This window comes from Pseudomonas sp. P1.8, from assembly GCF_001269805.1.
Lineage (GTDB): Bacteria > Pseudomonadota > Gammaproteobacteria > Pseudomonadales > Pseudomonadaceae > Aquipseudomonas.
In genome coordinates, this window is record NZ_LHVM01000020.1 from 45,709 (window position 1) to 72,123 (window position 26,415).

The window sequence follows — 26,415 nt, forward strand, 5'->3', positions numbered from 1 at the left end:
AGGATTGAATATGGATATCACCCGCCGCGACTTTCTCAACGGCGTCGCAGTCACCATCGCTGCCGGCATGACCCCTCTGCAACTTCTCCAGGCCGCCCCTGACGGACGCTACTACCCACCGGCCTTGACCGGTTTGCGGGGTAGCCACGTGGGATCGTTCGAAATTGCCCACCAGATGGGTTGGGAGAAAAAGGTCTTCGACACCGACAAGCTGCCGATCACCGAGGAATATGACCTGGTGGTTGTAGGAGGTGGTCTCAGCGGGCTGTCCGCTGCGTGGTTCTACCGTGAGAAACATCCGAAAGCGCGCATCCTGATTCTGGAAAACCACGACGACTTTGGCGGTCACGCCAAGCGCAACGAATTCTCCGCCGGGGGTCGCATGATCATCGGTTACGGCGGCAGTGAAGCCTTCCAGTCGCCGAACCATCTGTACAGCAAGGAAGTGAACGGCCTGCTGAAAAAACTCGGGGTGAACATCAAGCGCTTCGAGACTGCTTTTGATCGCCAGTTCTATCCAGGCCTGGGCTTGTCCCGCGCAGTGTTTTTCGACAAGGAAAACTTCGGCGAAGACAAACTGGTGACCGGTGATCCGACGCCGATGGTGGCCGACGACATCGCCCCTACCCAATTGAATGCCCGCTTGATCCCGGACTTCATCAATGATTTCCCGCTGCCGGAAGCCGATCGCCAGGCGTTGATCGCCTTGCACGTGGCACCCAAGGATTATCTGCCCGGCAAAACCACCGAAGAAAAAACCGCACACCTGGAAGCCACCAGCTACCAGGACTTCCTGCTCAAAGACGTAGGACTGTCGGCGCAAGCGGTGAAGTATTTCCAGAGCCGCACCAACGACTTCATGGCCCTGAGCATCGATGCGGTCGCCGCGTCCGACGCTTACTCGGTCGGTTTCCCCGGCTTCGGCGCGATGAATCTGGAGCCGATCAGCGAAGAAGCCCAGGCGGAAATGCAAGAGCCTTACATCTACCACTTCCCCGACGGCAATGCCTCGCTGGCCCGTCTGCTGGTGCGCAGCCTGATCCCGTCCGTGGCACCGGGGCACACGATGGACGATATCGTCCTGGCCCCGTTCGACTACGCCAAACTCGATCAGGCCAAAGCCCCGGTACGCATCCGCCTCAACAGCACGGCGGTCAGCGTGCGCAACGTTGGCACTGGCGTAAACGTCGGCTACAGCCGTGGCGGTCAGCTCCGCCAGGTGCGCGGCAAGCACTGCATCATGGCCTGCTACAACATGATCATCCCGTACCTGCTGCGCGACCTGCCGCCTGAGCAATCCCACGCCCTGAGCCAGAACGTGAAGTTCCCGCTGGTGTACACCAAGGTGGTAATCCGCAACTGGCAGTCGTTCCAGAAGCTCGGGGTGCACGAAATCTATGCGGCGACCCAGCCCTACAGCCGGATCAAACTCGACTACCCGGTGAGCATGGGCGGCTACGACCACCCGAAAGATCCAACCCAGCCCGTCGGCCTGCACATGGTCTACGTGCCCACCAGCCCCAACAGCGGCATGAACGCCCGCGACCAGGCCCGCGCCGGCCGTGGACGTTTGTACGGCCAGAGCTTCGAACAACTGGAAGCGCAACTGCGTGACCAACTGCAACGCATGCTCGGCCCTGGCGGTTTCAAACACGAAACCGACATCCTCGCCATCACCGTCAACCGCTGGTCACACGGCTACGCGTACTTCTCCAACAGTCTGTTCGACGATGCCGACGAAAGCGAAAAACTGATGGAGCTGGCGCGTCAGCCGGTTGGGCGAGTCAGCATCGCCAACTCGGACGCAGCGTGGAGCGCATATGCCCATGCGGCGATTGATGAGGCGTATCGCGCGGTGGGGGAAGTGGGTTAAGCCATCGCCGCAATCATCAGGGAGAGTATTTGGCAACACATCCCTCTCCCTCATTTGAGTTTGTCGCACTAGAGTTTTCGTACAGCCCTTGCACGACTGCGGTTGACGAAAATCACGGCTCGGGCAGGCCTTCAGGTATGCCCGATGTCCGCGAATTGGTACTTGGCCGTCTTCCCTTTATCGCCCCTTACCGATTTTTCCAAGGCCAGGTACAGGTTCTGCGCGTGCTGGATCAGCGATCTGAGCGCTCTCAGGATTGGTAGATGGGAGCATCCAGTCAGGACTGGATGTCCCATTGCTTCAAAACCGCGAAACACTCCTCATCGCATCCACCAGATACCTCATCGCGATACGGTCACTCTCCGACAACTCCCGATAGCGCTCCACCAACTTCATCTCTTCGGAATTCAACCGGCGTATTCGTCGCCCCAGGGCAAGACACGGAAAGATCCCCAACATTTCGGTGATGCCTTGTACTTTCGACATGGACGATGTCCTTCTCTACGTCAAAGAAAACTTCAGAAACCGCATCGCCCTAACCCTTTTTCAGCAGCGCCTCGTGCCAACTGAACCGCACCGGCCCGAAGGGCATAAACCGGTCATGTGCACAGAATAGAAATATTCCGGGCGCTGAAAAGCGGTTTTTAGAGTAATTAGTCGAAAAAAGCAGAAATGCCCTGTAAATCAGAAACCACTGTCGGAATTGTTTCCCGACATGTCTTGTTTCATTGCCGAGCCAGCGCAGTGCCATCAATCAATTTTGCTCTGCAATCGAACGGTTTAAGCTATCGGGCATCTGTTTAAAAGTCCGTTGCGTTTGGCCGAAGGCATGTCCGAACCGATATTTCTGATCCAGCACGTGCCAGGAACGGCGCGGGATTGTTCACGACAGGTTGTAATTATGCACCGCAGGAATCTGCTCAAAGCGTCCATGGCCATTGCGGCTTACACCGGTCTCTCGGCCACCGGTCTGCTGGCTGCCCACGCCTGGGCCGCCTCCGATACAGCCGACGGCGAGGCCAGGGCCTTCGATTTCGAAGCGCTGAAAGTGCAGGCCAAGCAACTGGCCAGCAATCGCTATCAGGACACCAAACAGGTCCTGCCGCCGACACTCGCGACCATGACCCCGCAGAACTTCAATGCGATCCGCTACGACGCCAATCATTCGTTGTGGAAAGACCTCAAGGGGCAGCTGGATGTGCAGTTCTTCCACGTCGGCATGGGTTTCAAGCAACCGGTGCGCATGTACAGCGTCGACCCGAAAACCCGGATGGCCCGCGAGGTGCATTTCCGTCCTTCGCTGTTCAACTATGAAAACACCACAGTCGATACCGCGCAGCTAAAGGGTGACTTGGGTTTCTCGGGCTTCAAGCTGTTCAAGGCCCCGGAACTGGACAAGCACGATGTGGTGTCCTTCCTCGGCGCCAGCTATTTCCGCGCCGTCGATGCCACTGGCCAATATGGCCTGTCGGCTCGCGGCCTGGCGATCGACACTTATGCCAAGAAACGCGAAGAATTTCCCGACTTCACCAAGTTCTGGTTCGAGACGCCGGACAAGAACAGCACCCGTTTTGTGGTCTACGCCCTGCTCGACTCGCCGAGTGCCACGGGCGCTTATCGCTTTGATATCGATTGCCAGGCCGAACGCGTGGTGATGGAAGTCGATGCCCACGTCAACGCGCGCACCGCCATCGATCAACTGGGCATCGCGCCGATGACCAGCATGTTCAGCTGCGGCACCCACGAGCGCCGGATGTGCGACACCATTCACCCGCAAATCCACGACTCCGACCGCCTGGCCATGTGGCGCGGCAACGGCGAGTGGATCTGCCGCCCGCTGAACAATCCGGCCACCCTGCAATTCAACGCCTTCGCCGACACCGACCCGAAAGGTTTCGGCCTTGTGCAGACCGATCACGAGTTCGCCAGCTATCAAGACACCGTCGACTGGTACAGCCGCCGCCCGAGCCTGTGGGTCGAACCGACGACCGCGTGGGGAGAAGGCTCGATCGACCTGCTGGAAATTCCAACAACCGGCGAAACCATGGACAACATTGTCGCCTTCTGGACACCGAAGAAACCCGTAGCGGCCGGCGATTCGCTTAACTACGGGTACAAGCTCTACTGGAGCGCCTTGCCACCGGTCGGCACGCCGTTGGCACGCGTGCAGGCGACCCGCTCGGGGATGGGCGGTTTCACCGAAGGCTGGGCGCCGGGCGAACACTATCCGCCCGTGTGGGCGCGGCGCTTTGCCGTGGACTTCACCGGTGGCGGTCTGGACCGCCTGCCCGAGGGCACAGGCATAGAGCCGGTCGTGACCTGTTCAAACGGCGAGGTCAAGGACTTCAGCATTCTCAAACTCGACGACATCAAGGGCTACCGCATCCTGTTCGACTGGTACCCGACCAATGACAGCGTCGAGCCCGTGGAGCTGCGTCTATTCATCCGCACCAACGACCGAACCCTGAGTGAAACCTGGTTGTACCAGTACTTCCCGCCAGCACCGGACAAGCGCAAATACCCGTGATGAACGGGTAGCACCCTGCCAGCATTCGGTTTTCCGAACGCGACCTGTCGGTCGGTTCGGTTAACCGGATCTTTCAACCGGAATATCAGCGCCATAAATATTTAATTTCCTTATAAATCAATAGCTTGATCATTCTTGACTGGTCTGGCACGAGTCATGCTCTACACTTCTTCGATGAATGACCTTTGCGCTCACACTCAGTAGCGCTCTGGTAGTTGCAGCACAAAAGGGCCGGTGAACTGGCTCCATAAAAAAAACAATGTCGAGGAAAATTTGATGCGCATCGTTCCCCATATCCTGGGCGCAGCCATTGCTGCCGCTCTGATCAGCACGCCAGTTTTCGCCGCCGAGCTCACCGGCACCCTGAAGAAGATCAAAGAGTCCGGCACCATCACCCTGGGCCATCGCGACGCTTCCATTCCGTTTTCCTACATTGCAGACGCTTCCGGCAAACCGGTCGGCTACTCCCACGACATCCAGTTGAAAGTCGTCGAAGCCATCAAAAAAGACCTGGACATACCGAACCTCCAGGTCAAATACAACCTGGTGACTTCGCAGACCCGTATCCCGCTGGTGCAGAACGGCACCGTGGACCTCGAGTGCGGTTCCACCACCAACAACGTCGAGCGTCAGCAGCAAGTTGACTTCTCCGTCGGCATCTTCGAAATCGGTACCCGCCTGCTGTCCAAGGCAGACTCCAAGTACAAGGATTTCGACGATCTCAAAGGCAAGAACGTCGTGACCACCGCCGGCACCACGTCCGAGCGCATCCTCAAGGCAATGAACGCCGACAAGCAGATGGGCATGAACGTCATCTCCGCCAAAGACCATGGCGAGTCGTTCCAGATGCTGGAAACCGGCCGTGCCGTGGCCTTCATGATGGATGACGCCCTGCTGGCCGGTGAAGCAGCCAAGGCCAAGAAAGCCAGTGACTGGGCCGTAACCGGCACTCCACAGTCCTACGAAATCTACGGCTGCATGGTGCGCAAAGGCGACGAGCCGTTCAAAAAGGCTGTAGATGACGCCATCAAGGCCACCTACGCATCGGGCGAGATCAACAAGATCTACGAAAAATGGTTCATGCAGCCGATCCCGCCAAAAGGCCTGAACCTGAACTTCCCGATGAGCGACGAGCTCAAGGCCCTGATCGCCACTCCGACCGATAAAGCGGCTGACGACAAGAAGTCCTGATTTCTGACTAACCTTATCTCCTGAGAGGGCTTCTGCCCTTTCAGGAGGTGTCACTCCCTGCTGGCATTTTTGGAAACACTCGAACCGGTGGCTGTCGAGCCGGGAGCGTGTGCCTGATCGGAGTGGCCTGTACGGTTAGTTCGTTGGCTCAAATTCGGATGCCAGAAGTTCATAGCCAAGGCGCTGTGACGAGTCATAGCCCGCTATGGCGAGGAACAGCAACGCAGGATATGGACCTCTGGCGCCGAAGTTGAGCTAACAGAACTGACCACACAGGCCACCTGGGTCGGGCGGGAACGGAGCTTCCCCCAAGCGGGCATTTGTATATCGATCGATCTGAGGGGAGACCCTAATGAATTACAACTGGGACTGGGGCGTGTTCTTCAAGTCCACCGGCGTGGGCAGCGAGACCTATCTCGACTGGTACGTGACCGGTCTGGCGTGGACCATCGGCATCGCCATCGCGGCCTGGATCATCGCCCTGACACTGGGCTCGATCCTGGGCGTCATGCGTACCGTGCCGAACCGCATCGTATCGGGCATCGCCACCTGCTACGTCGAACTCTTCCGTAACGTGCCGCTGCTGGTTCAGCTGTTCATCTGGTACTTCCTGGTACCCGACCTGCTGCCGGCCGACTTGCAAGAGTGGTACAAGCAGGATCTGAACCCGACCACCTCGGCCTTCCTCAGCGTCGTCGTGTGCCTGGGCCTGTTCACTACCGCCCGCGTTTGCGAACAGGTGCGCACCGGTATCCAGGCGCTGCCAAAAGGCCAGGAATCCGCGGCCCGCGCCATGGGTTTCAAGCTGCCACAGATCTACTGGAACGTGCTGCTGCCCCAGGCCTACCGGATCATCATTCCGCCGCTTACCTCGGAATTCCTGAACGTCTTCAAGAACACCTCCGTGGCCTCGCTGATCGGTTTGATGGAATTGCTCGCGCAAACCAAACAGACCGCCGAGTTCTCCGCCAACCTGTTCGAAGCCTTCACCCTGGCCACGCTGATCTACTTCACCCTGAACATGAGCCTGATGTTGCTGATGCGTCTGGTCGAGAAGAAAGTCGCCGTACCGGGCCTGATTTCCGTAGGGGGTAAATGATGGAATTCGACTTCTCGGGCATCATCCCGGCCATTCCCGGCCTGTGGAACGGCATGGTCATGACCCTCAAGCTGATGGCCATGGGCGTGGTTGGCGGGATCATCCTCGGCACGATTCTGGCGCTGTGCCGTCTGTCGCACAACAAACTGCTGTCGAACCTGGCCGGCGCCTACGTTAACTACTTCCGCTCGATCCCGTTGCTGCTGGTGATCACCTGGTTCTACCTGGCGGTACCGTTCGTGCTGCGCTGGATCACCGGGGAAGACACGCCGATCGGCGCGTTCGCCTCGTGCATCGTGGCGTTCATGATGTTCGAAGCGGCGTACTTCTGCGAAATCGTCCGTGCCGGTGTGCAGTCGATCCCCAAGGGCCAGATGGGCGCTGCCCAGGCGCTGGGCATGACGTACGGCCAGATGATGCGCCTGATCATCCTGCCGCAAGCGTTCCGCAAGATGACACCGCTGTTGCTGCAACAGAGCATCATCCTGTTTCAGGACACCTCGCTGGTCTACGCCGTCGGCCTGGTGGACTTCCTCAATGCTTCGCGTGCCAGTGGCGACATCATTGGCCGCTCCAATGAGTTCCTGATTTTCGCGGGTCTCGTGTACTTCATCATCAGCTTTTCCGCCTCGCTGCTGGTCAAGCGTCTGCAAAAAAGGTTCGCCGTATGATCTCTATCAAAAGCATCAACAAGTGGTATGGGGACTTCCAGGTACTGACTGATTGCAGCACCGAGGTCAAAAAAGGCGAAGTGATCGTGGTGTGCGGGCCGTCCGGTTCCGGCAAGTCGACCCTGATCAAGTGCGTCAACGCCCTGGAACCGTTCCAGAAAGGCGACATCGTGGTCGACGGCACCTCCATCGCCGACCCGAAGACCAACCTGCCGAAACTGCGCTCACGCGTGGGCATGGTGTTCCAGCATTTCGAGCTGTTCCCGCACCTGACCATCACCGAAAACCTGACCATCGCGCAGATCAAGGTCTTGGGCCGCAGCAAGGAAGAAGCCACCAAGAAAGGCCTGCAACTGCTCGAGCGTGTCGGTCTTTCGGCCCACGCGCACAAGCATCCGGGCCAACTGTCCGGCGGTCAGCAGCAGCGTGTGGCGATTGCCCGTGCGCTGGCGATGGACCCGATCGTCATGCTGTTCGACGAACCGACCTCGGCGCTCGACCCGGAAATGGTCAACGAAGTGCTGGACGTGATGGTGCAACTGGCCCATGAAGGCATGACCATGATGTGCGTGACCCACGAAATGGGCTTCGCCCGTAAAGTGGCCGACCGTGTGATCTTCATGGACGCCGGCAAGATCATCGAGGACTGCAAGAAAGAGGAGTTCTTCGGCGACATCAGCCACCGCGCCGAGCGTACGCAGCACTTCCTCAACAAAATTCTGCAGCACTAAGAAACACACCGCTCCCTGTAGGAGCCAGCTTGCTGGCGATGGCGGTGGTCCAGACGACATCAATGTCCGGGACATCGTCATCGCCAGCAAGCCGGCTCCTACAAGGGTCGGCGGTGGCTTGCAGATTTGTGTGGTGGTTGACCCAAGGCATCTGTGATGAAATGCGACCCCAATCTCTATCGCGCAGCGCCGCCATCTCTCGCCGTGAAACCCCGTCTTGTTCGACATCTGTTCCTGCCGCCGCTGATCATCGCGCTGATGATCGGACTGGGTTACATCGGCTTCTGGGTCAGTGAGCACTATGGCATCCGCCACCTCAGCGAAAACGGCCAGCGTCAGCTGGAACTGCACGCCCGCGCCGTCGAAAGCGAAATCAGCAAATACACCTACCTGCCCAGCCTGCTGGAACTTGAAACCAGTGTTTCGCAGCTGCTGGCCGACCCGACCCCGGAACACCGGCAAACGGTCAACGATTACCTTGAGGGCCTGAATCGGCGCAGCCGTAGTCGGGCCATCTACGTGATGGACACCACCGGCCGTGTCATGGCCACCAGCAACTGGCGCGACTTCGACAGTTACCTGGGTGAAGACCTGTCCTTCCGCGCCTATTTCCAGAACGCCATACGCGGTCAGCCCGGACGCTTTTATGGCATCGGCAGCACCAACGGCGAACCCGGTTACTACCTGGCCCATGGCCTGGAGGAACACGGCAAGATCATCGGCGTCGCGGTGGTCAAGGTGCGCCTCGAAGCCATGGAAGAACGCTGGCAGCGAGCGCGCCTGGAAGCCTTTGTCAGCGACGAAAACGGCATCATCATTCTCTCCAGCGATCCGGCGCGGCGCTTGAAATCCGTGGTGCCTTTGAGCGATGAAACCAAGGAGAAACTGGCCCGCAGCCTTCAGTATTACTGGTTCCCGCTCAACGAACTGCAACCGCTGGCCCGGGAAACCCTGTCCGAGGGCGTGGAAAAGCTGACCTTCCCGGCCAACAGCGAACTGGTGTCCGACGAAGAGAACATCAGTTACCTGTCGCAAACCCGGCCCTTGAGTGACACACCGTGGAATTTCACCCTTCTGACCCCCTTACAGGATTTGCGCCGTGAAGCGATCAATCAGGGGATTCTGGTGGCGGTGGCGTTTGCCCTCTGCGCCTTTCTGTTGATTGCCTGGAACGAGCGGCGCAAGGTGATCGCCACCCGCTTAGCGGCCCGTGAAGCCTTGCAGGAAGCCAACAATCAACTGGAGCGTCGGATTACCGAACGCACCGTCGACCTGCGCGCCAGCAATGAACGGCTCAAGGGTCAGATCCGCGAACGGCGCCACGCCGAAGAGACTTTGCGCCACGCCCAGGATGAACTGGTGCAGGCCGGAAAACTCGCGGCCATCGGCCAGATGTCCACCAGCATCGCCCACGAACTGAACCAACCGCTGGCGGCGCTGCGTACCCTGTCCGGCAACACCGTGCGCTTCCTCGAGCGCGGGCAACTGGACGTGGCCAGCACCAACCTCAAGACCATCAACGAGCTGATCGACCGCATGGGCCGCATCACCGCGAGCCTGCGTTCCTTTGCGCGACGCGGTGACGACAAGGGGCAGGCTAGCCTGGGCAAAGGTGTTGACGCAGCCCTGCAATTGCTCGATGGCCGGATAAAAAACATCCACCTGCACCGCGATTTCGCCGATGTGCAGGTACGTATCGACCAAACCCGTCTGGAGCAAATTCTGGTCAACCTCATCGGCAACGCCCTCGATGCCATGCAGGCCCAGCCGCAACCGGAGTTGTGGCTTGAGGGTGAGGAGTTCGATGGCAAATATCGCCTGCGCGTTCGCGACAACGGCCATGGCATCGACGCCGAAACCCGCAAGCATCTGTTCGAACCGTTCTTCACCACCAAACCCGGCGAACAGGGCCTGGGCCTTGGCCTGACCCTTTCGGCGAGCCTGGCCGCCGCCACCGGTGGACACCTGGGTGTCGAGCACCCGACCAGCGGCGGTACCGCATTCGTCCTCAGTTTACCGTTGGTAAGCCCCACTCCCGCGAAGCCAATATGAACAATGACCTTAGTGTATTGATCGTCGAAGACGACCCCCATGTGCTGCTCGGCTGCCAACAGGCGCTGACCCTGGAAGACATTCCCTGCATTGGCGTGGGCAGTGCCGAAGAAGCCCTTGAGCGCGTCGGCGACAACTTTGCCGGCATCGTTATCAGCGACATTCGCCTACCGGGTATCGATGGCCTGGAACTGCTCGGCCGGCTCAAGGAGCGTGATCGCAGCCTGCCGGTGGTGCTGATCACCGGCCACGGCGACATTTCCATGGCCGTCGGCGCGATGCAGAAAGGTGCCTACGATTTCATGGAGAAACCGTTTTCACCGGAACGCCTGGTCGATGTGGCCCGCCGCGCGCTGGAGCAACGCAGCCTGGCGCGGGAGGTCTCGTCGTTGCGTCGGCAACTGGCCGAGCGCGACTCGCTCGAAGGCCGGATCATTGGCCGCTCGCCCGCCATGCAGAGTCTGCGCGAATTGATCGCCAACGTCGCCGACACCTCGGCCAATGTGCTGATCGAAGGCGAAACCGGCACCGGCAAGGAATTGGTTGCCCGCTGCCTGCATGATTTCAGTCGTCGCCACACCAAGCAGTTCGTCGCTTTGAACTGCGGCGGCCTGCCGGAAAACCTGTTCGAAAGCGAAATATTCGGCCACGAAGCCAACGCCTTTACCGGTGCAGGCAAGCGGCGGATCGGCAAGATCGAACACGCCGACGGCGGCACACTGTTCCTCGACGAAGTGGAGAGCATGCCCCTGCCCTTACAGATCAAACTGCTTCGGGTGTTGCAAGAGCGCACCCTGGAACGCCTCGGGTCGAACCAGAGCGTGGCGGTGGATTGCCGGGTAATCGCGGCGACCAAGTCTGACCTCGACGAATCGAGCAAGGTTGGCGAGTTTCGCAGCGACCTGTATTACCGACTCAACGTGGTGACGTTGGAACTGCCGCCGCTGCGCGAACGCCGCGAAGACATCCTGCAACTGTTCGAATACTTCTTGCAGCAATCGTCCTTGCGCTTCGACCGGATTGCGCCGGAACTGGATAACCAGACCGTGTCGAACCTGATGAGCCACGATTGGCCGGGCAACGTGCGCGAACTGCGCAACGTCGCCGAACGTTTTGCCCTGGGCTTGCCGGCGTTCAAAAAGCCCGGCGCTGGCGGCAGCACTCATGGCCTGGCCTTCGCCGAAGCGGTGGAAGCCTTCGAACGCAACCTGCTCGGCGATGCCCTGCAACGCAGCGGCGGTAATCTCACGCAAGCGAGCCAGGAGCTGGGCATGGCCAAGACCACCCTGTTCGACAAGGTAAAAAAATACGGATTGAGTCACTGATGGACCGGGTGGCGGCGGGTGTTTCGGGTCGTCTCCCGACCTGACCGCAGCCCCTGTAGGAGCGAGCTTGCTCGCGATGGCGGTCTCTGCGCGAATGATGATGTCGACTGATGCGCCGCTATCGCGAGCAAGCTCGCCCCCACAGGTTTGATTGTTGGTCAGTTGACCGTTCCGCCGTTCGCTTCAGCCATGATCTGCCGGATGGCCATGACGAAACTCTCGACGGGTTGCCCGCCCGTCACCGCGTACTGCCCGTTGAACACCACGGTCGGTACCGAACTCACCCCGCGCGACAGCCACAACTGTTCTTCCTGGCGGACCTCGTGGGCAAACTCATCCTCGGCCAGAATCGCTTCGGCGCGTTGGCGGTCCAGTCCCACGCTTGCAGCAACCTGCGCCAACTGAACGTGATCGGACGGGTTGCCGCCGTCGGTGAAATACGCCTTGAACAACGCTTCCTTGAGTGGCAGTTGCAGCCCTTCCAGACCGGCCCAATGCAAGAGGCGATGCGCATCGAAGGTGTTGTAGATTCGGCTGTTGCCGTCGGTGCGAAACGCGAACCCCAACTCGGCGCCACGCTCGCGGATCATTTCGCGGTTCTTCTGCGACTGCTCGGGTGTCGAGCCGTACTTTTCGCTGATGTGCTCGGCGATGTTCTGCCCTTCAGGCCCCATCTTCGGGTTCAGTTCGAACGGCTGAAAACGGATCTCGGCGCGGACTTCGTCACGCAAGAGGTCCAGGGCTTTGGTCAGCCCATACAAACCCACCACGCACCAGGGGCAGGACACGTCGCTGACGAAATCGATTTTCAATGCGGTACTCATCACCCACCTCGCACACTGGAAATGCAACGGAAAACCTGCACGATACACCCCGGATTCCGAGTACGCAGCAGTTCCCCTGTAGGAGCGAGCTTGCTCGCGATGGCGGCACATCAGTCAACATCATCATCGACTGACATACCGCTATCGCGAGCAAGCTTGCTCCTACAGTTGATCTTTGGTGTTAGAGGAGGTTGTGATCGGCCACTGGATCGATCTGTGCCCAGTGTGACGTGTCTTCACGGTGCGCCCGTAAATACGGCAATACGGCTGCGAGTAGTGGCGCCTTGAACGCCTCCTGAAACCTGTGGGCCAACCCGGGAATCAATTTCAGTTCGCTGCCACGCAGATGCGCCGCCAGGTGCACGCCGTGCATCACTGGCAACAACGGGTCCGCCGTGCCATGCACTACCAGCGCCGGCACCCGCAATTGATTGAGTAATGCCACCCGGCTCGGTTCGGCCAGAATCGCTGTGATCTGCCTTTTCACGCCTTCGGGATTGAACGCCCGGTCATAGGATTGTGCGGCCTGTTCGAGCAGTGCCTGGCGATCATCGCTGATCGTCGGGCTGCCCAACGCCGCCAGCAGGTCGGCCTGTTGTTCCAGCGCCACTTGCCGATTCGGTGCGCCACGTCGCGCCAACAGTTGCATCAGCGCCGCACTCGGTGCCGGCAAGCCTTCGGCGCCGGAGGTGCTCATGATCAAGGTCAGGCTCTCGACCCGTTGCGGTGCCATGGCCGCCATGTGCTGGGCGATCATGCCGCCCATGCTCGCCCCCAGCACGTGGAACTGCTCGATGTGCAACGCATCCATCAGGCCCAGGCCATCGTCGGCCATGTCGGTCAACGAATACGGTGCAGAGACCGGCAAGCCGAGTTTGTAGCGAAGCACTTCGAAGGTCAGGTTGGCCTCGAGCGGTGCTTGGCGCCAGGTCGACAGACCAACGTCACGGTTGTCGTAACGAATCACCCGAAAACCTTGCTGACACAGCGCGACCACCACTTCGTCGGGCCAGTGAATCAACTGCCCGCCAAGGCCCATCACCAGCAACAGCGCCGGGTCCGATTCACGGCCGATGCTCTGGTACGCCAGGCTCACCTGAACCAGATCGACCCGTTCGGTCGCGACATTGACGTCACAACGAGAGGCCGCAAAAGACGGAAGACCAAACAACAACGCGGCCAAAAAGGCCGCTGTCGATAATAATCGTGCACACATGACAAAACACCGAAACGCAGAACCCCAGTAGAGCGCGAGTCTGATGAAGTTTGTTCAAGCGCGCTGCCACAGTTCCATGACAGTTTGATGAAGAGTGCCGGGCGGTCACTTTTTTAAGACCGCGTTATCGTTCTTCGTCGGAACGCCGCCCGGAGCAGGTTCGCTCCCACAGGGGCTGGCACACGCCGTTAAATTGCAGGAGCAAGCTTGCTCGCGATGGCGTCCTCAAGCCAACTGACTACGCAACTGCCGCGCCGCCGCCACCATGTTCACCAGCGCCGCCTCCGTTTCCGGCCAGGCTCGGGTTTTCAGGCCGCAATCGGGGTTGACCCACAAGCGTTCGGCAGGAATGCGCTTCACGGCCTTGCTCATCAACTTGACCATCTCGGCCGTGTCCGGCACCCGTGGCGAGTGGATGTCGTAGACGCCCGGACCGATGTCATTCGGGTAATCGAAGGCTTTGAAGGCTTCCAGCAACTCCATGTCCGAACGCGAGGTTTCGATGGTGATCACGTCGGCGTCCATGTCGGCGATGGCCTTGATCACATCGTTGAATTCGCTGTAGCACATGTGGGTGTGGATCTGGGTTTCGTCACGCACTCCGCTGGCGCTCAGGCGGAACGCTTCCACGGCCCAATCCAGATACGCCTGCCATTGCGCCCGGCGCAGCGGCAGGCCTTCACGGAACGCCGCCTCGTCGATCTGCACGATCTTGATGCCGGCGGTTTCCAGGTCCTGCACTTCGTCGCGCAGGGCCAGGGCCAATTGCTGCGCCTGGACTTTGCGCGACACGTCTTCACGGGGGAACGACCACATCAGCATGGTCACAGGACCGGTGAGCATGCCTTTCATGACCTTGCCGGTCTGCTGCTGGGCATAGGTGATCCAGTCGACGGTCATGGCGTTCGGGCGGCTCAAGTCACCGTAGATAATCGCCGGTTTGACGCAGCGCGAACCGTAGCTCTGCACCCAACCGAAACGGGTAAACAGATAGCCGTCCAGTTGCTCGGCGAAGTACTCGACCATGTCGTTGCGCTCGGCTTCACCGTGCACCAGCACGTCCAGCCCCAGGCGTTCCTGGATCTGCACGGCGTGGCGAATTTCGTGGCGCATCGCATCGTTGTAGTCATTGGCCGACAACCTGCCTTGCTTGAACGCCTGCCTGGCCAGACGGATCGAGCCCGTCTGCGGAAACGAGCCAATGGTGGTCGTCGGGAACGCGGGCAATTTCAAGCGCGCACGCTGCTGTTCGATGCGCTGGGCGAAAGGCGATTGACGTTGGGTATCCTTTGCGCTGATCGCGTTGATCCGCGCCTGCACTTGGGCTTTGTGAATACGCGGCGACTGCGCGCGACTGGCCTCAATGGCGCGGCTATCAGACAGCGCTTTTTGAACATGGGCGGCTTGCGGGTCATTCAACGCATCGCGCAACACGGCAATTTCGCCACACTTCTGCACCGCAAACGCCAGCCAGCTTTTCAGTTCAGGATCGAGTTGATCTTCACGACGCAGATCCACCGGGCTGTGCAGCAGCGAACAGGAACTGCTGACCCACAGGTTGTCGCCGAAGCGTTCCTGAGCCGGTTGCAGTTGCGCCAGCGCCTGCTCCAGTTCACACCGCCAGACATTGCGGCCATTGACCAGGCCCACGGAAAGAATCTTGTAGGTCGGCAGGCGATCAAGCACCTGGCCGAGTTGATCCGGCGCACGCACCGCGTCGATGTGCAGGCCTTGCACCGGCAGGCTCACGGCCAGGCCGAGGTTGTCTTCCAGGCCACTGAAGTAGGTCGCCACGAGTTTTTTCAGCGGCGAATACTGAAGGATGTGATAAGCGCGTTCGAAGGCACTTTTCCACGCTTGCGGCAGGTCGAGGGTCAGGATCGGCTCGTCGATCTGTACCCACTCCACGCCTTGTGCAGCGAGGCGATTGAGAATTTCGTTGTACACCGGCAGCAGGCGTTCGAGCAGGTCGAGTTTGTCGAAGTCATTGCCCTTGGCTTTGCCCAGCCACAAGTAAGTCAGCGGGCCAATGATCACCGGTTTGACGTTATGGCCCATGGCCTTGGCTTCATCGACTTCGTCAAACAGCTGTTCCCAGCTCAGTTTGAACTGCTGCTCAGCGCTGAACTCCGGGACCAGGTAGTGATAGTTGGTGTCGAACCACTTGGTCAGTTCTTGCGCATATTGCGCTGTGCCGCGTTCGCCACCGCAGCAAGTCGATGTGGCGCCACGAGCCATGCCGAACAGGGTGTCGAGGGTCGGACGGCCATCGGCATCTTTAGTGTTGTCGAAACGCTCGGGGATCACACCAAACGTCAGGGAATGGGTCAGCACCTGGTCGTACCAGGCAAAGTCCCCCACCGGCAGCAGGTCGATGCCGGCGCCTTTCTGCAATTGCCAGTGCATGGCGCGCAATTGACGGCCGACGCGATTCAGGCTGTCCTGATCAATGTCGCCCTTCCAGTAAGCTTCGAGGGCTTTTTTCAATTCACGGTCGGCGCCGATGCGCGGGAAACCAAGGGTGTGGGCCAAAGCCATGGTGAGATGCTCCCTGTAAAAGATGGCGCTATTGTCGACAGCCAACCCAACATGAGACAAACTCAACCTTTTCGTGTTGATCACAAGTTTTCCTCATGGAGATCCCCCGGTGCTTGAAATCCGTCACCTCAAGACCCTGCACGCCTTGCGCGAAGCCGATAGCCTGGTGGACGCCGCCGATCGCCTGCACCTGACGCAGTCGGCCCTGTCCCACCAGTTCAAGGAACTGGAGGAGCGCATGGGCATGCCGCTGTTCGTGCGCAAGACCAAACCGGTGCGTTTCACCAGCGCCGGTTTGCGCCTGCTGCAACTGGCCGACGCCACCCTGCCGCTGCTGCGTGCCGCCGAGCGCGACATCAGCCGCCTGGCCGGTGGCACCGCCGGGCGCTTGCACATGGCCATCGAATGTCACAGTTGCTTTCAGTGGCTGATGCCAACCATCGATCAGTTCCGCGATGCCTGGCCGGAAGTCGAGCTGGACCTGGCGTCGGGCTTCTCTTTCGCGCCGCTGCCGGCCCTGGCCCGTGGTGATCTGGACCTGGTGGTGACGTCCGATCCGGTGGATCTGGTCGGCATCACCTATGTACCGCTGTTCACCTATGAAGCGATGCTCGCGGTGGCCAACCAGCACAAGTTGGCGAGCAAGGCTTATATCGTTCCGGAAGATTTGATCACCGAGACCTTGATCACCTACCCCGTGGAACGGGATCGCCTGGATATCTTCACCCGCTTCCTGGAGCCGGCCGACATCGAACCGGCCCAGGTCCGCACCTCAGAACTGACGGTGATGATGATGCAGTTGGTGGCCAGCGGTCGCGGCGTGTGCGGCATGCCCCATTGGGCGCTGCATGAATACTGTTCACGGGGTTACGTGAAGGCCAAGCGACTGGGTGAGAAAGGTTTGTTTGCGACGCTTTATGCGGGGATCCGCGCCGACATGCTGGATGCACCGTACATGCGCGATTTCCTGCTGACGGCCAAGGACACGTCGTTTTCGACACTCGATGGTGTCAGCGCCGTTCGTTAAAGCAATACATCCCCCTGTAGGAGCGAGCTTGCTCGCGATAGCGGTCTGACATTCAACCTCTTCACTGACTGACACACCGCCATCGCGAGCAAGCTCGCTCCTACAGGGGATTGTGTCGGGTCAGGCCATGCGTCTTTGCTCGAGCATCATCCGCACCGCCAGCGTCGACAGCACAAAGCCCATGAAGTAACGCTGCGTCGCCAACCACGTCGGGTTGTTGACGAACCACGACGCGATGCCCGCGGCAAACACCGCGATCAGCAGGTTGACGGTGAAACTGACGCTGATCTGGGTCAGACCGAGGATGAGGCTTTGGCTGAACACCGAACCGTGTTCAGGTGAAATGAACTGCGGAAATATCGAGAGATAGAACACCGCGATTTTCGGGTTCAGAGCGCTGGTCAGAAAACCCATGGTGATCAGTTTTCGAGACGAATCCGGCGGCAGTTGCCGGGCTTCGAACGGCGAGCGCGCACCCGGTTTGACGGCCTGCCAGGCCAGCCACAGCAGGTACAACGCGCCGGCCCATTTCAACACTTCATAGGCCATCGGCACCGCCAGGAACACCGCCGTCAAACCGGCAGCGGCAGCGAACAGATGCACAAAGAACCCCGCTACCACACCCAGCAACGAAATCACCCCGGCCTTGCGTCCCTGACAGATCGAACGGGAGATCAGGTAGACCATGTTCGGCCCCGGCGTCAGCACCATCAGCAATGCGGCGGCGGCGAAGATCAGCAAGTCCTGGAGCGGGATCATGGCGGTTCCTTTGCGTAGATGATCAGGCGATCGCGGTCAGCGAGGCTCGATAAAACGGCAGGATCAGGTCTCGTGTCAATGGCGCCAGCGTGACACCAGCGTCGCTGGCCGGGTCGATCCAGATCACTTCTTCGATCTCTGCCGCCGGGGTGACGTCTGCATCGATTGTCAGCTGAAAGATATCTGCCTGTACGACAAATCCCGGCTCGTTGGCGGCGGGGGCAGAGAACTGCCCAAGAAACGTCGCGCTGACGGGATCGATGATCAGACCCAACTCCTCTTCCAGTTCTCTGGCCAGCGCATGAACCGGCAACTCATGGGCTTCGATTTTGCCCCCCGGTTGCATGAACGCCTGCGTACCGCGCTTTCGCACCAGCAGGGTTCGACCGTCGGCACCGATCAATAGCGCGGCGGCAATGCGGATTAGTCCAGTGGACTGGTCTGGAAACGTCGACATGGAAAAAGGCCTTTGACTCAAAACGGCAAGGATCACATGTCCGCCGCCCGCGAGCAAAGCGAACGGCCTCATCACAGACCTTCACATTGTTTAGGTTTCCTCCGGGCACTAAATCCTGACATAACATTGAAATGCTTTCATGTAGGAGCAAGCTTGCTCGCGAATGCTGAGTATCGGTCAACATCTACGTTGAACATGGAATCGCCTTCGCGAGCAGACTCGCTCCCACAGTGTTTTGTATCGCTAAATTTATTGAGTCCGAACCCAAGGAAACCGTATGAGCCTGTCACTCCTGAGCCGCTACGCCTTCTTTGCCGTCTGCGTCATCTTCACCCTCGCCAGCCTGCCCTTTCTTGAACACGATTGGCTCTGGCCGATCACTGCCGTCACCGGCGTACTGAGCCTCATAGGGCTGTTCGACCTGCTGCAAAGCCCTCACGCGGTGCGCCGCAACTATCCGATCCTGGGCAACATCCGCTATCTGGTCGAAGGCATCCGCCCGGAGATCCGCCAGTACCTGCTCGAATCCGACAGCGACGCCCTGCCCTTCTCCCGGGCGCAGCGCTCGCTGGTCTATTCCCGGGCCAAGAACGAAACCGCCGACAAACCCTTCGGTACGCTGATTGATGTGTATCAGTCGGGCTTCGAATTCATCGGCCACTCCATGCGCCCGGCACCGCTGAGCGACCCGGGCAGTTTTCGCGTGACCGTGGGTGGCCCGCAGTGCACACAACCGTATTCGGCGTCCGTGTTCAATATCTCGGCCATGAGTTTCGGCTCACTCAGCGCCAACGCGATTCGCGCGCTGAACCAGGGTGCCAAACTCGGCAACTTCGCCCATGACACCGGCGAGGGCAGCATCAGCCCTTATCACCGCGAGCACGGTGGCGACCTGACCTGGGAACTGGGCAGCGGTTACTTCGGCTGCCGCACCGCCGACGGCCGATTCGATCCGGAGCGTTTCGCTGCGCAGGCACAAACGCCTCAGGTGCGGATGATCGAAATCAAGATGAGCCAAGGCGCCAAGCCCGGCCACGGCGGCATCCTGCCCAAGCACAAGGTCACCCGGGAAATCGCCGACACCCGCGGCATTCTCATGGGTGAAGACTGCGTGTCGCCATCGCGGCACAGCGCGTTTTCGACACCGATTGAAATGATGCATTTCATCCAGCAACTGCGCGAACTGTCCGGCGGCAAACCGGTGGGCTTCAAGTTTTGTCTCGGCCATCCGTGGGAGTTCATGGGTATCGCCAAGGCCATGCTGGAGACGGGCATCCTTCCGGATTTCATCGTCGTCGACGGCAAGGAAGGCGGCACCGGCGCCGCCCCCGTGGAGTTCACCGACCACATCGGCGTGCCGATGCGCGAAGGCCTGCTGTTCGTGCACAACACCCTCGTGGGCCTGAACCTGCGGGACAAGATCAAGCTCGGCGCCAGCGGCAAGATCGTCAGCGCCTTCGACATTGCCAGTGTTTTAGCCATTGGTGCCGACTGGGCCAACTCCGCACGTGGCTTCATGTTCGCCATTGGTTGCATCCAGTCGCAAAGCTGCCACACCAACAAATGCCCGACCGGCGTCGCCACCCAGGACAATCTGCGCCAACGGGCCCTGGTGGTGCCGGACAAGGCTCAGCGGGTGTTCAGTTTCCACCGCAACACCCTCAAGGCTTTGGCGGAAATGCTTGCCGCCGCCGGCCTCGACCACCCTTCACAACTGTCGGCCAAGCATCTGGTGCGACGCATGTCGGCGACCGAGATCAAGTTGTTCTCGCAACTGCACGTGTTCCTCAAACCCGGCGAATTACTCAGCGGGGAAGTGAGCGGCGAGTTCTATTCGCGGATGTGGCAGATGGCGCGGGCGGACAGTTTCGAGCCCAACGAGGAGGCTGCGGCATGAACTCCGACGGCTCTGCCTTGCGCTCACCAGCGCAATGATTTGATCGGGGCCGGTTCTTTCATCACGATGAAGCCGTAATCACCAATCAGGAAAATCCGGTAGTACTGGCTCTCCACCAGCGCCGGATAACCTTGATAACCCACGCGTGTGGCGTTGCGCCGGTCCTTCTCCGCGACCACGTTGGTGATGCCGACTTTCGGCAGGTTTTCCGCCAGCATGTAAAAGTCGATATTGAGCAAATAATGCAACACCGGCATCTGCTTGAACGAACCGGCCGCGCCCGCCAACCAATGATCGGAATAGCTCACCGACAGGTAAATGCGCTTGGCGTCACGCAGTAGCGGGCGGCTGGCGATGTCTCGTTCAAGGTTGAACAAGGCGCTGGTCGCGAAGGTTTTCTGCACGGTCAATACTCGCCCGTACGCGAACGACAGCGACAGCATCGCCAATAGCGGCACGACCAACAACAAGGGCAGTCGCTCATGCACGGACGCCAACGCCAGATAACTCAGGTAGAACAGCAGCACCAGCAACACAGCAAACCCCATCAGGGTTCTGGCGCCTTCGTTGAAGTCGCGAAAGAACAACGCCACACCCGACACCAACAGCACCACGACCGGCACGGTCAGCAAACACAGCAGGCCGATCAAAAATTTTTTCGCACGACTGTCTTCGCGCTGCACCACCATCAAACCGAGGCGAATAGCACCGGCGACGGCGCACAACAACAGCCCGGCAAAGACCCAGACCAACCCCCCATGAAACAGCAGCACGACTTTTTCCAGCACCCGGGCGATGTTGATGTGGATCTGCAGCCAGGGGGACGCCGCCCAATTGAGCAATAGCGTTCGACTTGAGCCCATGAACGGATAGGCGCTGACGCAGTAGATCAGCCAGCCCAGAAGCACTTGGGCGAATTTCCAACCGATCAGACCGGGCCATTGCGACCAGGCTGTTTTGTCGTGTGCAGCCCGCAATACCTCCAGGCAACACAGCCCCAGAAACACATTCAGGCTCACCTGATAAAGTCCCAATGCCAACGCAATCAGAAAGGACGGCACCAGCCATTGCACGCTGCGCCTGGGATGACGAAAGGTGATCGCATACATCACCGCCACAACACTTAATGCCATGGGTGCGCCGTCGTATTGATAGGACAGGTTCTGCAGGAAGAACGGGTTGTACCAGAGGGGCAACAACACCAGGCAACAGGCGATAGTCGGTTGGCGAAAGCAATGAAAGGTCAGGCTGGTGAGCGCCGAAGCCATGGCCAGCGTGGCGATCAACAAGGGCAGCGGAAAGATGTTCGGCGCCGCATCGGTGAACGTCAGTACGTTGAAAAACAGCTGGGCAAACAATCGCCCCTGCTCGGCCCAGGCCATGCCCGCAGACAGCGAGCGCCAGTTGTCATCGATGTAGGGGAAGTCCGCAAGGATCAACGGCAACGCATAGACCAGGGTCGCCAGCAGAAAAAAACACCAGACCTGGCGTCGCCCCAGTTCACGAATAAAAAAGTCGCTGAACCGGCCCATGCTAGGGCTCGACCCGGTCTTTGCCGCCGACAATGTCTTTGACCACGTAGCGCGGCCGGTGCTTGGCTTCGATGTAGATGCGTCCGATGTATTCGCCGAGGATGCCGATGCCGATCAGTTGCACGCCGCCAAGAAACAGGATTGCCGTCATCAGCGACGGGTAACCGGGAACGCTGTTGCCGAAGAAAATCTTGTCCAGCACCATGTACACCGCATACAACACAGCAAAGATCGAAACGGCGCCCCCCACATACGTCCATAACCGCAAGGGCACGGTGCTGAACGAGGTCACGCCTTCCAGCGCCAGGTTCCACAGTTTCCAGCCATTGAACTTGCTGCTGCCCGCCACTCGCCCGGCCCGTTCATATTCCACCACCACGGTGTTGAACCCGGCCCACGAGAGCACGCCTTTCATGAACAGTTGATGCTCGGGCAAAGAGCGGATCACGTTCACGACCTTGCGATCCATGAGCCGGAAGTCCCCGACATTTTCTTCGATGCGGGTGTACGCGATGCGATTGAGCACGTGGTAGAAAATCGATGCACTGTGGCGCCTGAGGTAACCGTCGGCGGATCGGGTGCGGCGCTTGGCAAGCACCACGTCGGCGCCTTTTCGCCATTGTTCGATCAACAGCGGGATGACGTTGATCGGATCCTGCAGGTCGACGTCCATCGGGATCACCGCATCGCCGCTGGCGTATTCCAGGCCCGCGAACAGCGCTGGCTCCTTGCCGAAATTGCGCGAGAAATTGATCAGCACCACCTGGTCATCGGTTTGGGCCAGGGCGGTGGCCTGCTCCGCCGTTCGATCGGTGCTGCCGTCATTGATGAACACAATCTCGACTTCGATGTCACCGAGCTGCAACTCGCGTCGAACCGCCTGATAAAACAGGTTGATCGACTGCTCTTCATTGAACACCGGGACGATGAGCGAAACCTTCATGCATCGTGCTCGCGAAAGACCACGTACTTGGAGTACAGGAAGCCGAACACCAGGCTCAACGCGGAAAACAGAGCCACCGTCAGCAAGCCATGAAGACGCCAGACGTCGCCGGCATGGCCAACGCCCAGGCTCAACGCGCCCATGCCAGTAATAAATAGCACGTAACCGGCGACCGAGGCCTTGGCGTCGAAGGTGTAGAGCGCGTTCATGTAAAAGGAAAACGAAGCGGCCACGCAGAAGGCCGCTAGATTGCTGATAGCCTGACGCAGGCCTGCCGCCACGCTCAGCAAAAAAAAGATCTGCCAGTGGATCAGGGTGTTGGCGACCCCGATGACCGTGTAGCTGGACAATCCTTTCCATACCCTTCTCATGAATGCTCCCGTTTCAGAACGCTGCACACATAAGTATTTGAGCTGGTCTACTGTCAGAAATCGCAGATCAAGCGGCCTTTCAGACCGGCGGTCAAACGTTGAGGCAATGGCAGAGACATCCGGTAATATCCCGACTTTGCAATTGCCCGCGAATCACGCCACCCTGCGCGCCGCCGATGGCGCGCCTACTCAGTGCGCTCGCGACCAATCCTTTTCATCAGCCGTTCACGAGCCTGCCGACATGACGTCAACGCGCGATCACCGGATCGACTTCTTTCGTGGTCTGGCACTGATCTTCATTTTCTGGGATCACGTGCCCCACAATCCCTTGGGACAAATCACCCTTCGCAACTTCGGTTTCAGCGATGCCGCCGAAGTCTTCGTATTCCTCGCCGGTTACGCGGCGGTGCTGGCCTACGGCAAAGTCCTGGCGCGGGAAGGATTGCTCATCGCCTGCGTGAAAATCCTGCGCCGTGCCTGGGTGCTCTATGTCGTCCACATCTTTTTGCTGGCGATGCTGATGGGCATTGTGTTCTTCGCCAACAGCCACGTGGAAACACGCGACCTGGTCGAAGAAATGGGCATGCACCACTTCATCAGCAACCCGCAGCAAGCCTTGATCGATGAACTGCTGCTGCGCTTCAAACCGAACCTGATGGACCCGCTGCCGCTGTACATCGTGCTGCTGGCGGGTCTGCCGCTGGTGTTGCCGTTGCTGGTACGTCAAGCGTGGATGGTGGTGGCCATGTCATTGGCGCTGTACTTGATGGTGCCGTTGGCGGGCTGGAATCTGGCCGCGATCAAAGATGGCGTCTGGTACTTCAACCCCGTGGCCTGGCAGCTGTTGTTCGTACTCGGTGGCGCGGCCGCGATTCATGGACAGCGTCCAGTGTTGCCCGAGTCTCGTCCACTATTGCGCCAGCCGTTGTTTGTTGGCGCAGCTGTTTATGCCGTACTGGCCGGGGTGCTGACCGTCCTTTGGCGCTGGCCGGAAATCCACGATGCCGTGGTGCCAGCCAGCCTGAGAAATCTGTTGTACCCCATCAGCAAGACCGACTTGTCTCCCGCGCGCCTGATGCACTTCCTCGCATTGGCCTACGTCACGGCGAAACTGCTGCCCGACAACGGCTGGACGCAAAACTGGCTGGCGCAGCAAAGCTGCCGCATGGGGCGTTTTTCGTTGGAGATTTTCTGCCTGGGTGTGTTGTTGGCGCCTTTGGCGGACATGATCAACGCGTTGACCGATGATGCCTTCGCCATGCAGATCTTCACCGCGCTGGTGGGCGCCGGTCTGATGGCGTTGCTGGCGGCGTGGCTGGAATTCAACAAGCGGTTGAACCAGACAAGTAAAAGATCGCAGCCTTCGGCAGCGCCTACAGAAGCTGATCGTATTCCCCTGTAGGAGCTGCCGCAGGCTGCGATCTTTTGATCTTTAAAATGCAAAAGCCCCGGCCAATCGCCGGGGCTTTTTCATTTCACGCGTTACCGCTTACGAAGCCGAACGCACCGCACCTTGCGAAGCATTGGTCGGTTGCAGCTTGAACACATAAAACAACACCGTCAGCAGCACCAGGAACGCCGGCCCCACATACAGCGCCACGCGGGTGTCCGGGAAGTACGCCATCAGGCCGACCACCAGCACCAGAAACGCCAGCGCCAGATAGGAGCTGACCGGGTACAGCCACATACGGTATTTCAGGCCGGCACGTTCGCTGGCGCTCAAGCCTTTGCGGAATTTGAGCTGGGCCAACAGAATCATCACCCAGGTCCAGATCGCGCCAAAGGTGGCAATCGCCGTCACCCAGACGAAGACTTTCTCCGGCACCAGGTAATTGAGCAGCACGCCCAGCAGCAAGGCGCCAATCGACAGCAGCAGCGCACGACGCGGTACGCCGTTGTTCGAAGTCTTGGCGAAACCGGCCGGGGCCTGGCCGTTCTGCGCCAGGCTGTACAACATGCGCCCGGTGCTGAAGATGCCGCCGTTGCACGACGACAATGCCGCGGTGATCACCACGAAGTTGATGATACCGGCCGCGGTCTTGATGCCCAGTCGCTCGAAGGTCATCACGAACGGACTGCCCTGGGTACCGATTTCATTCCACGGATAGATCGACAGGATTACGAACAACGCACCGACGTAGAACAGCAGAATCCGCCAGAACACCGAGCCGATCGCATCCGGAATGGTTTTCTGCGGGTTCTTCGCTTCACCGGCGGTCAGGCCGATCATCTCGACGCCCAGGTAAGCGAACATCACCATTTGCAGCGACATCAGCACGCCTTGCACGCCGTTGGGCATGAAGCCGCCGTGGGTCCACAGGTTGGAAATGCCCAGCGCAACACCGTCGTTACCGAAGCCGAAAGCAATAACGCCGATGCCGCCGAACACCATGGCGACGATGGTGACGATCTTGATCAGGGCGAACCAGAACTCGAACTCACCGAAGGCCTTGACCGCGATCAGGTTGATCGAGCCCATGCTGATCAGTGCCGCGAGGGCCCAGATCCAGCGGGGTACATCGGGGAACCAGACGCCCATGTACACCGCCACCGCAGTGATTTCCGCAACGCAGGTCACCAGCCACAGGAACCAGTAGTTCCAGCCGGTCAGAAAACCGGCCAATGGGCCGAGGTAGTCTTGGGCATAACGGCTGAACGAGCCGGCGACCGGGTTGTGCACGGCCATTTCGCCAAGGGCGCGCATGATCACCAGGATCGCCAGACCGCCAATGATGTAGGACAGCATGATGGCCGGACCGGCCATTTCGATAGCCTTGGCCGAACCGAGGAACAGGCCGACGCCGATGCAGGCGCCAAGTGCCATCAGGCGAATATGCCGTTCGCCGAGTTCGCGTTTGAGCGGGCCGCCTTGAGCGGTCTCGCCATGGGGCAAGTGATTGCCGGTAGGCATGGGGGACAACCTCGTCTTGTTATTGGATATGACCACCGAGTGGCGAAGCATTGACCGATAAGCCAGTGCTCCCCGAAACCGACTCTGCTTCGTGGGCAGACCCGTCTTGTCAGAGACCCCTGCAAGATCAGTGGGAAAAACGGCGCCGAGTATTGCACAACAATGGTGCATCGTCATGCCCCTGCCAAAGCCGTATTTACCTAGTTGAAAGCTCTAAACCAGGTCTTTCAGCCCATAGCACCACTGTGGCGAGGGGGCTTGCCCCCGCTGGACTGCGAAGCAGTCCCTGAGATCAGCCCCCCTTGATCGGTCAGATACACCGCTTTACGACTGCTGCGCAGCCGAACGGGGCGGTGCGGCGTTCCGACAAGCCCCCTCGCCACAGAAGCACTTCGGCGCTATTGGATTCGTCAACGGGCAGGGAAATTTCACTCAGCAATGGCGGATTCACGTAGGAAAACGAGGCGCTAA

General features: G+C 59.4%; 21 protein-coding genes. 11 read left to right on the plus strand and 10 right to left on the minus strand.

The genetic code is table 11. The features are described 5' to 3' along the window. Nucleotides 1-10: 10 nt before the first annotated feature. A complete protein-coding gene (locus AD668_RS22025; RefSeq protein WP_053162181.1) occupies nt 11-1,873 on the plus strand; it encodes an NAD(P)/FAD-dependent oxidoreductase in 1,863 nt (620 codons plus the stop codon). Between the two features lie 300 nt (nt 1,874-2,173). On the opposite strand, the gene AD668_RS22030 is transcribed toward AD668_RS22025, so the two are convergent. Next, nucleotides 2,174-2,359 (minus strand): hypothetical protein, encoded by a 186-nt coding sequence (locus AD668_RS22030; protein ID WP_053162183.1) that lies wholly within the window; start codon nt 2,357-2,359, stop codon nt 2,174-2,176. A gap of 415 nt (nt 2,360-2,774) precedes the next feature. Between AD668_RS22030 and AD668_RS22035 the strand changes: the two genes are divergently transcribed. The 7 genes from AD668_RS22035 (at nt 2,775) to AD668_RS22065 (ending at nt 11,469) form a co-directional block, all read left to right on the plus strand. Further along, entirely contained in the window at nt 2,775-4,400 is a 1,626-nt protein-coding gene (locus AD668_RS22035) for a glucan biosynthesis protein D (RefSeq protein WP_053162185.1), read from the plus strand. A gap of 276 nt (nt 4,401-4,676) precedes the next feature. Further along, entirely contained in the window at nt 4,677-5,591 is a 915-nt protein-coding gene (locus tag AD668_RS22040; protein WP_053162187.1) for a glutamate/aspartate ABC transporter substrate-binding protein, read from the plus strand. A 352-nt stretch (nt 5,592-5,943) separates the two neighbouring features. After that, nucleotides 5,944-6,690 (plus strand): amino acid ABC transporter permease, encoded by a 747-nt coding sequence (locus AD668_RS22045; RefSeq protein ID WP_053162189.1) that lies wholly within the window; start codon nt 5,944-5,946, stop codon nt 6,688-6,690. Next, on the plus strand, nt 6,690-7,361 hold the full coding sequence (locus AD668_RS22050; protein ID WP_053162191.1) for an amino acid ABC transporter permease: 672 nt from the start codon (nt 6,690-6,692) through the stop codon (nt 7,359-7,361). The genes AD668_RS22045 and AD668_RS22050 overlap by 1 nt, the downstream gene beginning before the upstream one ends. Next, a complete protein-coding gene (locus AD668_RS22055) occupies nt 7,358-8,092 on the plus strand; it encodes an amino acid ABC transporter ATP-binding protein (protein WP_007975082.1) in 735 nt (244 codons plus the stop codon). The genes AD668_RS22050 and AD668_RS22055 overlap by 4 nt, the downstream gene beginning before the upstream one ends. 156 nt (nt 8,093-8,248) lie before the next feature. Then, nucleotides 8,249-10,144 (plus strand): sensor histidine kinase, encoded by a 1,896-nt coding sequence (locus AD668_RS22060; RefSeq protein ID WP_053162193.1) that lies wholly within the window; start codon nt 8,249-8,251, stop codon nt 10,142-10,144. After that, nucleotides 10,141-11,469, plus strand: a complete 1,329-nt coding sequence (locus AD668_RS22065; protein WP_053162195.1) for a sigma-54 dependent transcriptional regulator — start codon at nt 10,141-10,143, stop codon at nt 11,467-11,469. The genes AD668_RS22060 and AD668_RS22065 overlap by 4 nt, the downstream gene beginning before the upstream one ends. 158 nt (nt 11,470-11,627) lie before the next feature. Here the strand turns inward: AD668_RS22065 and AD668_RS22070 are convergent, their stop codons facing one another. From AD668_RS22070 to metE, 3 genes are all read right to left on the minus strand, one after another. Further along, nucleotides 11,628-12,293 (minus strand): DsbA family oxidoreductase, encoded by a 666-nt coding sequence (locus AD668_RS22070; protein WP_053162197.1) that lies wholly within the window; start codon nt 12,291-12,293, stop codon nt 11,628-11,630. 181 nt (nt 12,294-12,474) lie between these two features. Beyond that, nucleotides 12,475-13,509, minus strand: a complete 1,035-nt coding sequence (locus AD668_RS22075; RefSeq protein ID WP_053162199.1) for an alpha/beta fold hydrolase — start codon at nt 13,507-13,509, stop codon at nt 12,475-12,477. Between the two features lie 225 nt (nt 13,510-13,734). Beyond that, on the minus strand, nt 13,735-16,047 hold the full coding sequence (gene metE, locus AD668_RS22080) for a 5-methyltetrahydropteroyltriglutamate--homocysteine S-methyltransferase (RefSeq protein ID WP_053162201.1): 2,313 nt from the start codon (nt 16,045-16,047) through the stop codon (nt 13,735-13,737). A gap of 109 nt (nt 16,048-16,156) precedes the next feature. On the opposite strand from metE, the gene metR reads away from it, so the two are divergent. Continuing rightward, nucleotides 16,157-17,074 (plus strand): transcriptional regulator MetR, encoded by a 918-nt coding sequence (gene metR / locus AD668_RS22085; RefSeq protein ID WP_053162203.1) that lies wholly within the window; start codon nt 16,157-16,159, stop codon nt 17,072-17,074. Nucleotides 17,075-17,194: 120 nt separating this feature from the next. Here metR and AD668_RS22090 read toward each other — a convergent pair whose 3' ends face one another. Beyond that, nucleotides 17,195-17,833, minus strand: coding sequence for a LysE family translocator (locus tag AD668_RS22090; protein WP_053162205.1), 639 nt, complete (start codon nt 17,831-17,833; stop codon nt 17,195-17,197). A gap of 22 nt (nt 17,834-17,855) precedes the next feature. Continuing rightward, the gene (locus AD668_RS22095; RefSeq protein WP_053162207.1) at nt 17,856-18,290 is read right to left on the minus strand and encodes an NUDIX domain-containing protein; all 435 of its coding nucleotides are present in this window, start codon (nt 18,288-18,290) and stop codon (nt 17,856-17,858) included. A 277-nt stretch (nt 18,291-18,567) separates the two neighbouring features. Here AD668_RS22095 and AD668_RS22100 point away from each other — a divergent pair, with 277 nt between their 5' ends. Continuing rightward, entirely contained in the window at nt 18,568-20,187 is a 1,620-nt protein-coding gene (locus AD668_RS22100) for an FMN-binding glutamate synthase family protein (RefSeq protein WP_053162209.1), read from the plus strand. A gap of 23 nt (nt 20,188-20,210) precedes the next feature. Here the strand turns inward: AD668_RS22100 and AD668_RS22105 are convergent, their stop codons facing one another. The 3 genes from AD668_RS22105 to AD668_RS22115 are packed head-to-tail and all read right to left on the minus strand — an operon-like array spanning nt 20,211 to nt 23,033. Then, on the minus strand, nt 20,211-21,719 hold the full coding sequence (locus AD668_RS22105) for a glucosyltransferase domain-containing protein (RefSeq protein WP_053162211.1): 1,509 nt from the start codon (nt 21,717-21,719) through the stop codon (nt 20,211-20,213). A 1-nt stretch (nt 21,720) separates the two neighbouring features. Further along, entirely contained in the window at nt 21,721-22,662 is a 942-nt protein-coding gene (locus tag AD668_RS22110) for a glycosyltransferase family 2 protein (RefSeq protein WP_053162213.1), read from the minus strand. Further along, nucleotides 22,659-23,033, minus strand: coding sequence for a GtrA family protein (locus AD668_RS22115; RefSeq protein WP_053162215.1), 375 nt, complete (start codon nt 23,031-23,033; stop codon nt 22,659-22,661). Before AD668_RS22115 ends, AD668_RS22110 begins: the two co-directional genes overlap by 4 nt. Nucleotides 23,034-23,274: 241 nt before the next feature. Between AD668_RS22115 and AD668_RS22120 the strand changes: the two genes are divergently transcribed. Further along, nucleotides 23,275-24,435, plus strand: coding sequence for an OpgC family protein (locus AD668_RS22120; protein ID WP_053162217.1), 1,161 nt, complete (start codon nt 23,275-23,277; stop codon nt 24,433-24,435). 87 nt (nt 24,436-24,522) lie between these two features. Here the strand turns inward: AD668_RS22120 and AD668_RS22125 are convergent, their stop codons facing one another. Next, nucleotides 24,523-25,944 (minus strand): amino acid permease, encoded by a 1,422-nt coding sequence (locus AD668_RS22125; RefSeq protein ID WP_053162219.1) that lies wholly within the window; start codon nt 25,942-25,944, stop codon nt 24,523-24,525. Between the last annotated feature and the right edge of the window lie 471 nt (nt 25,945-26,415).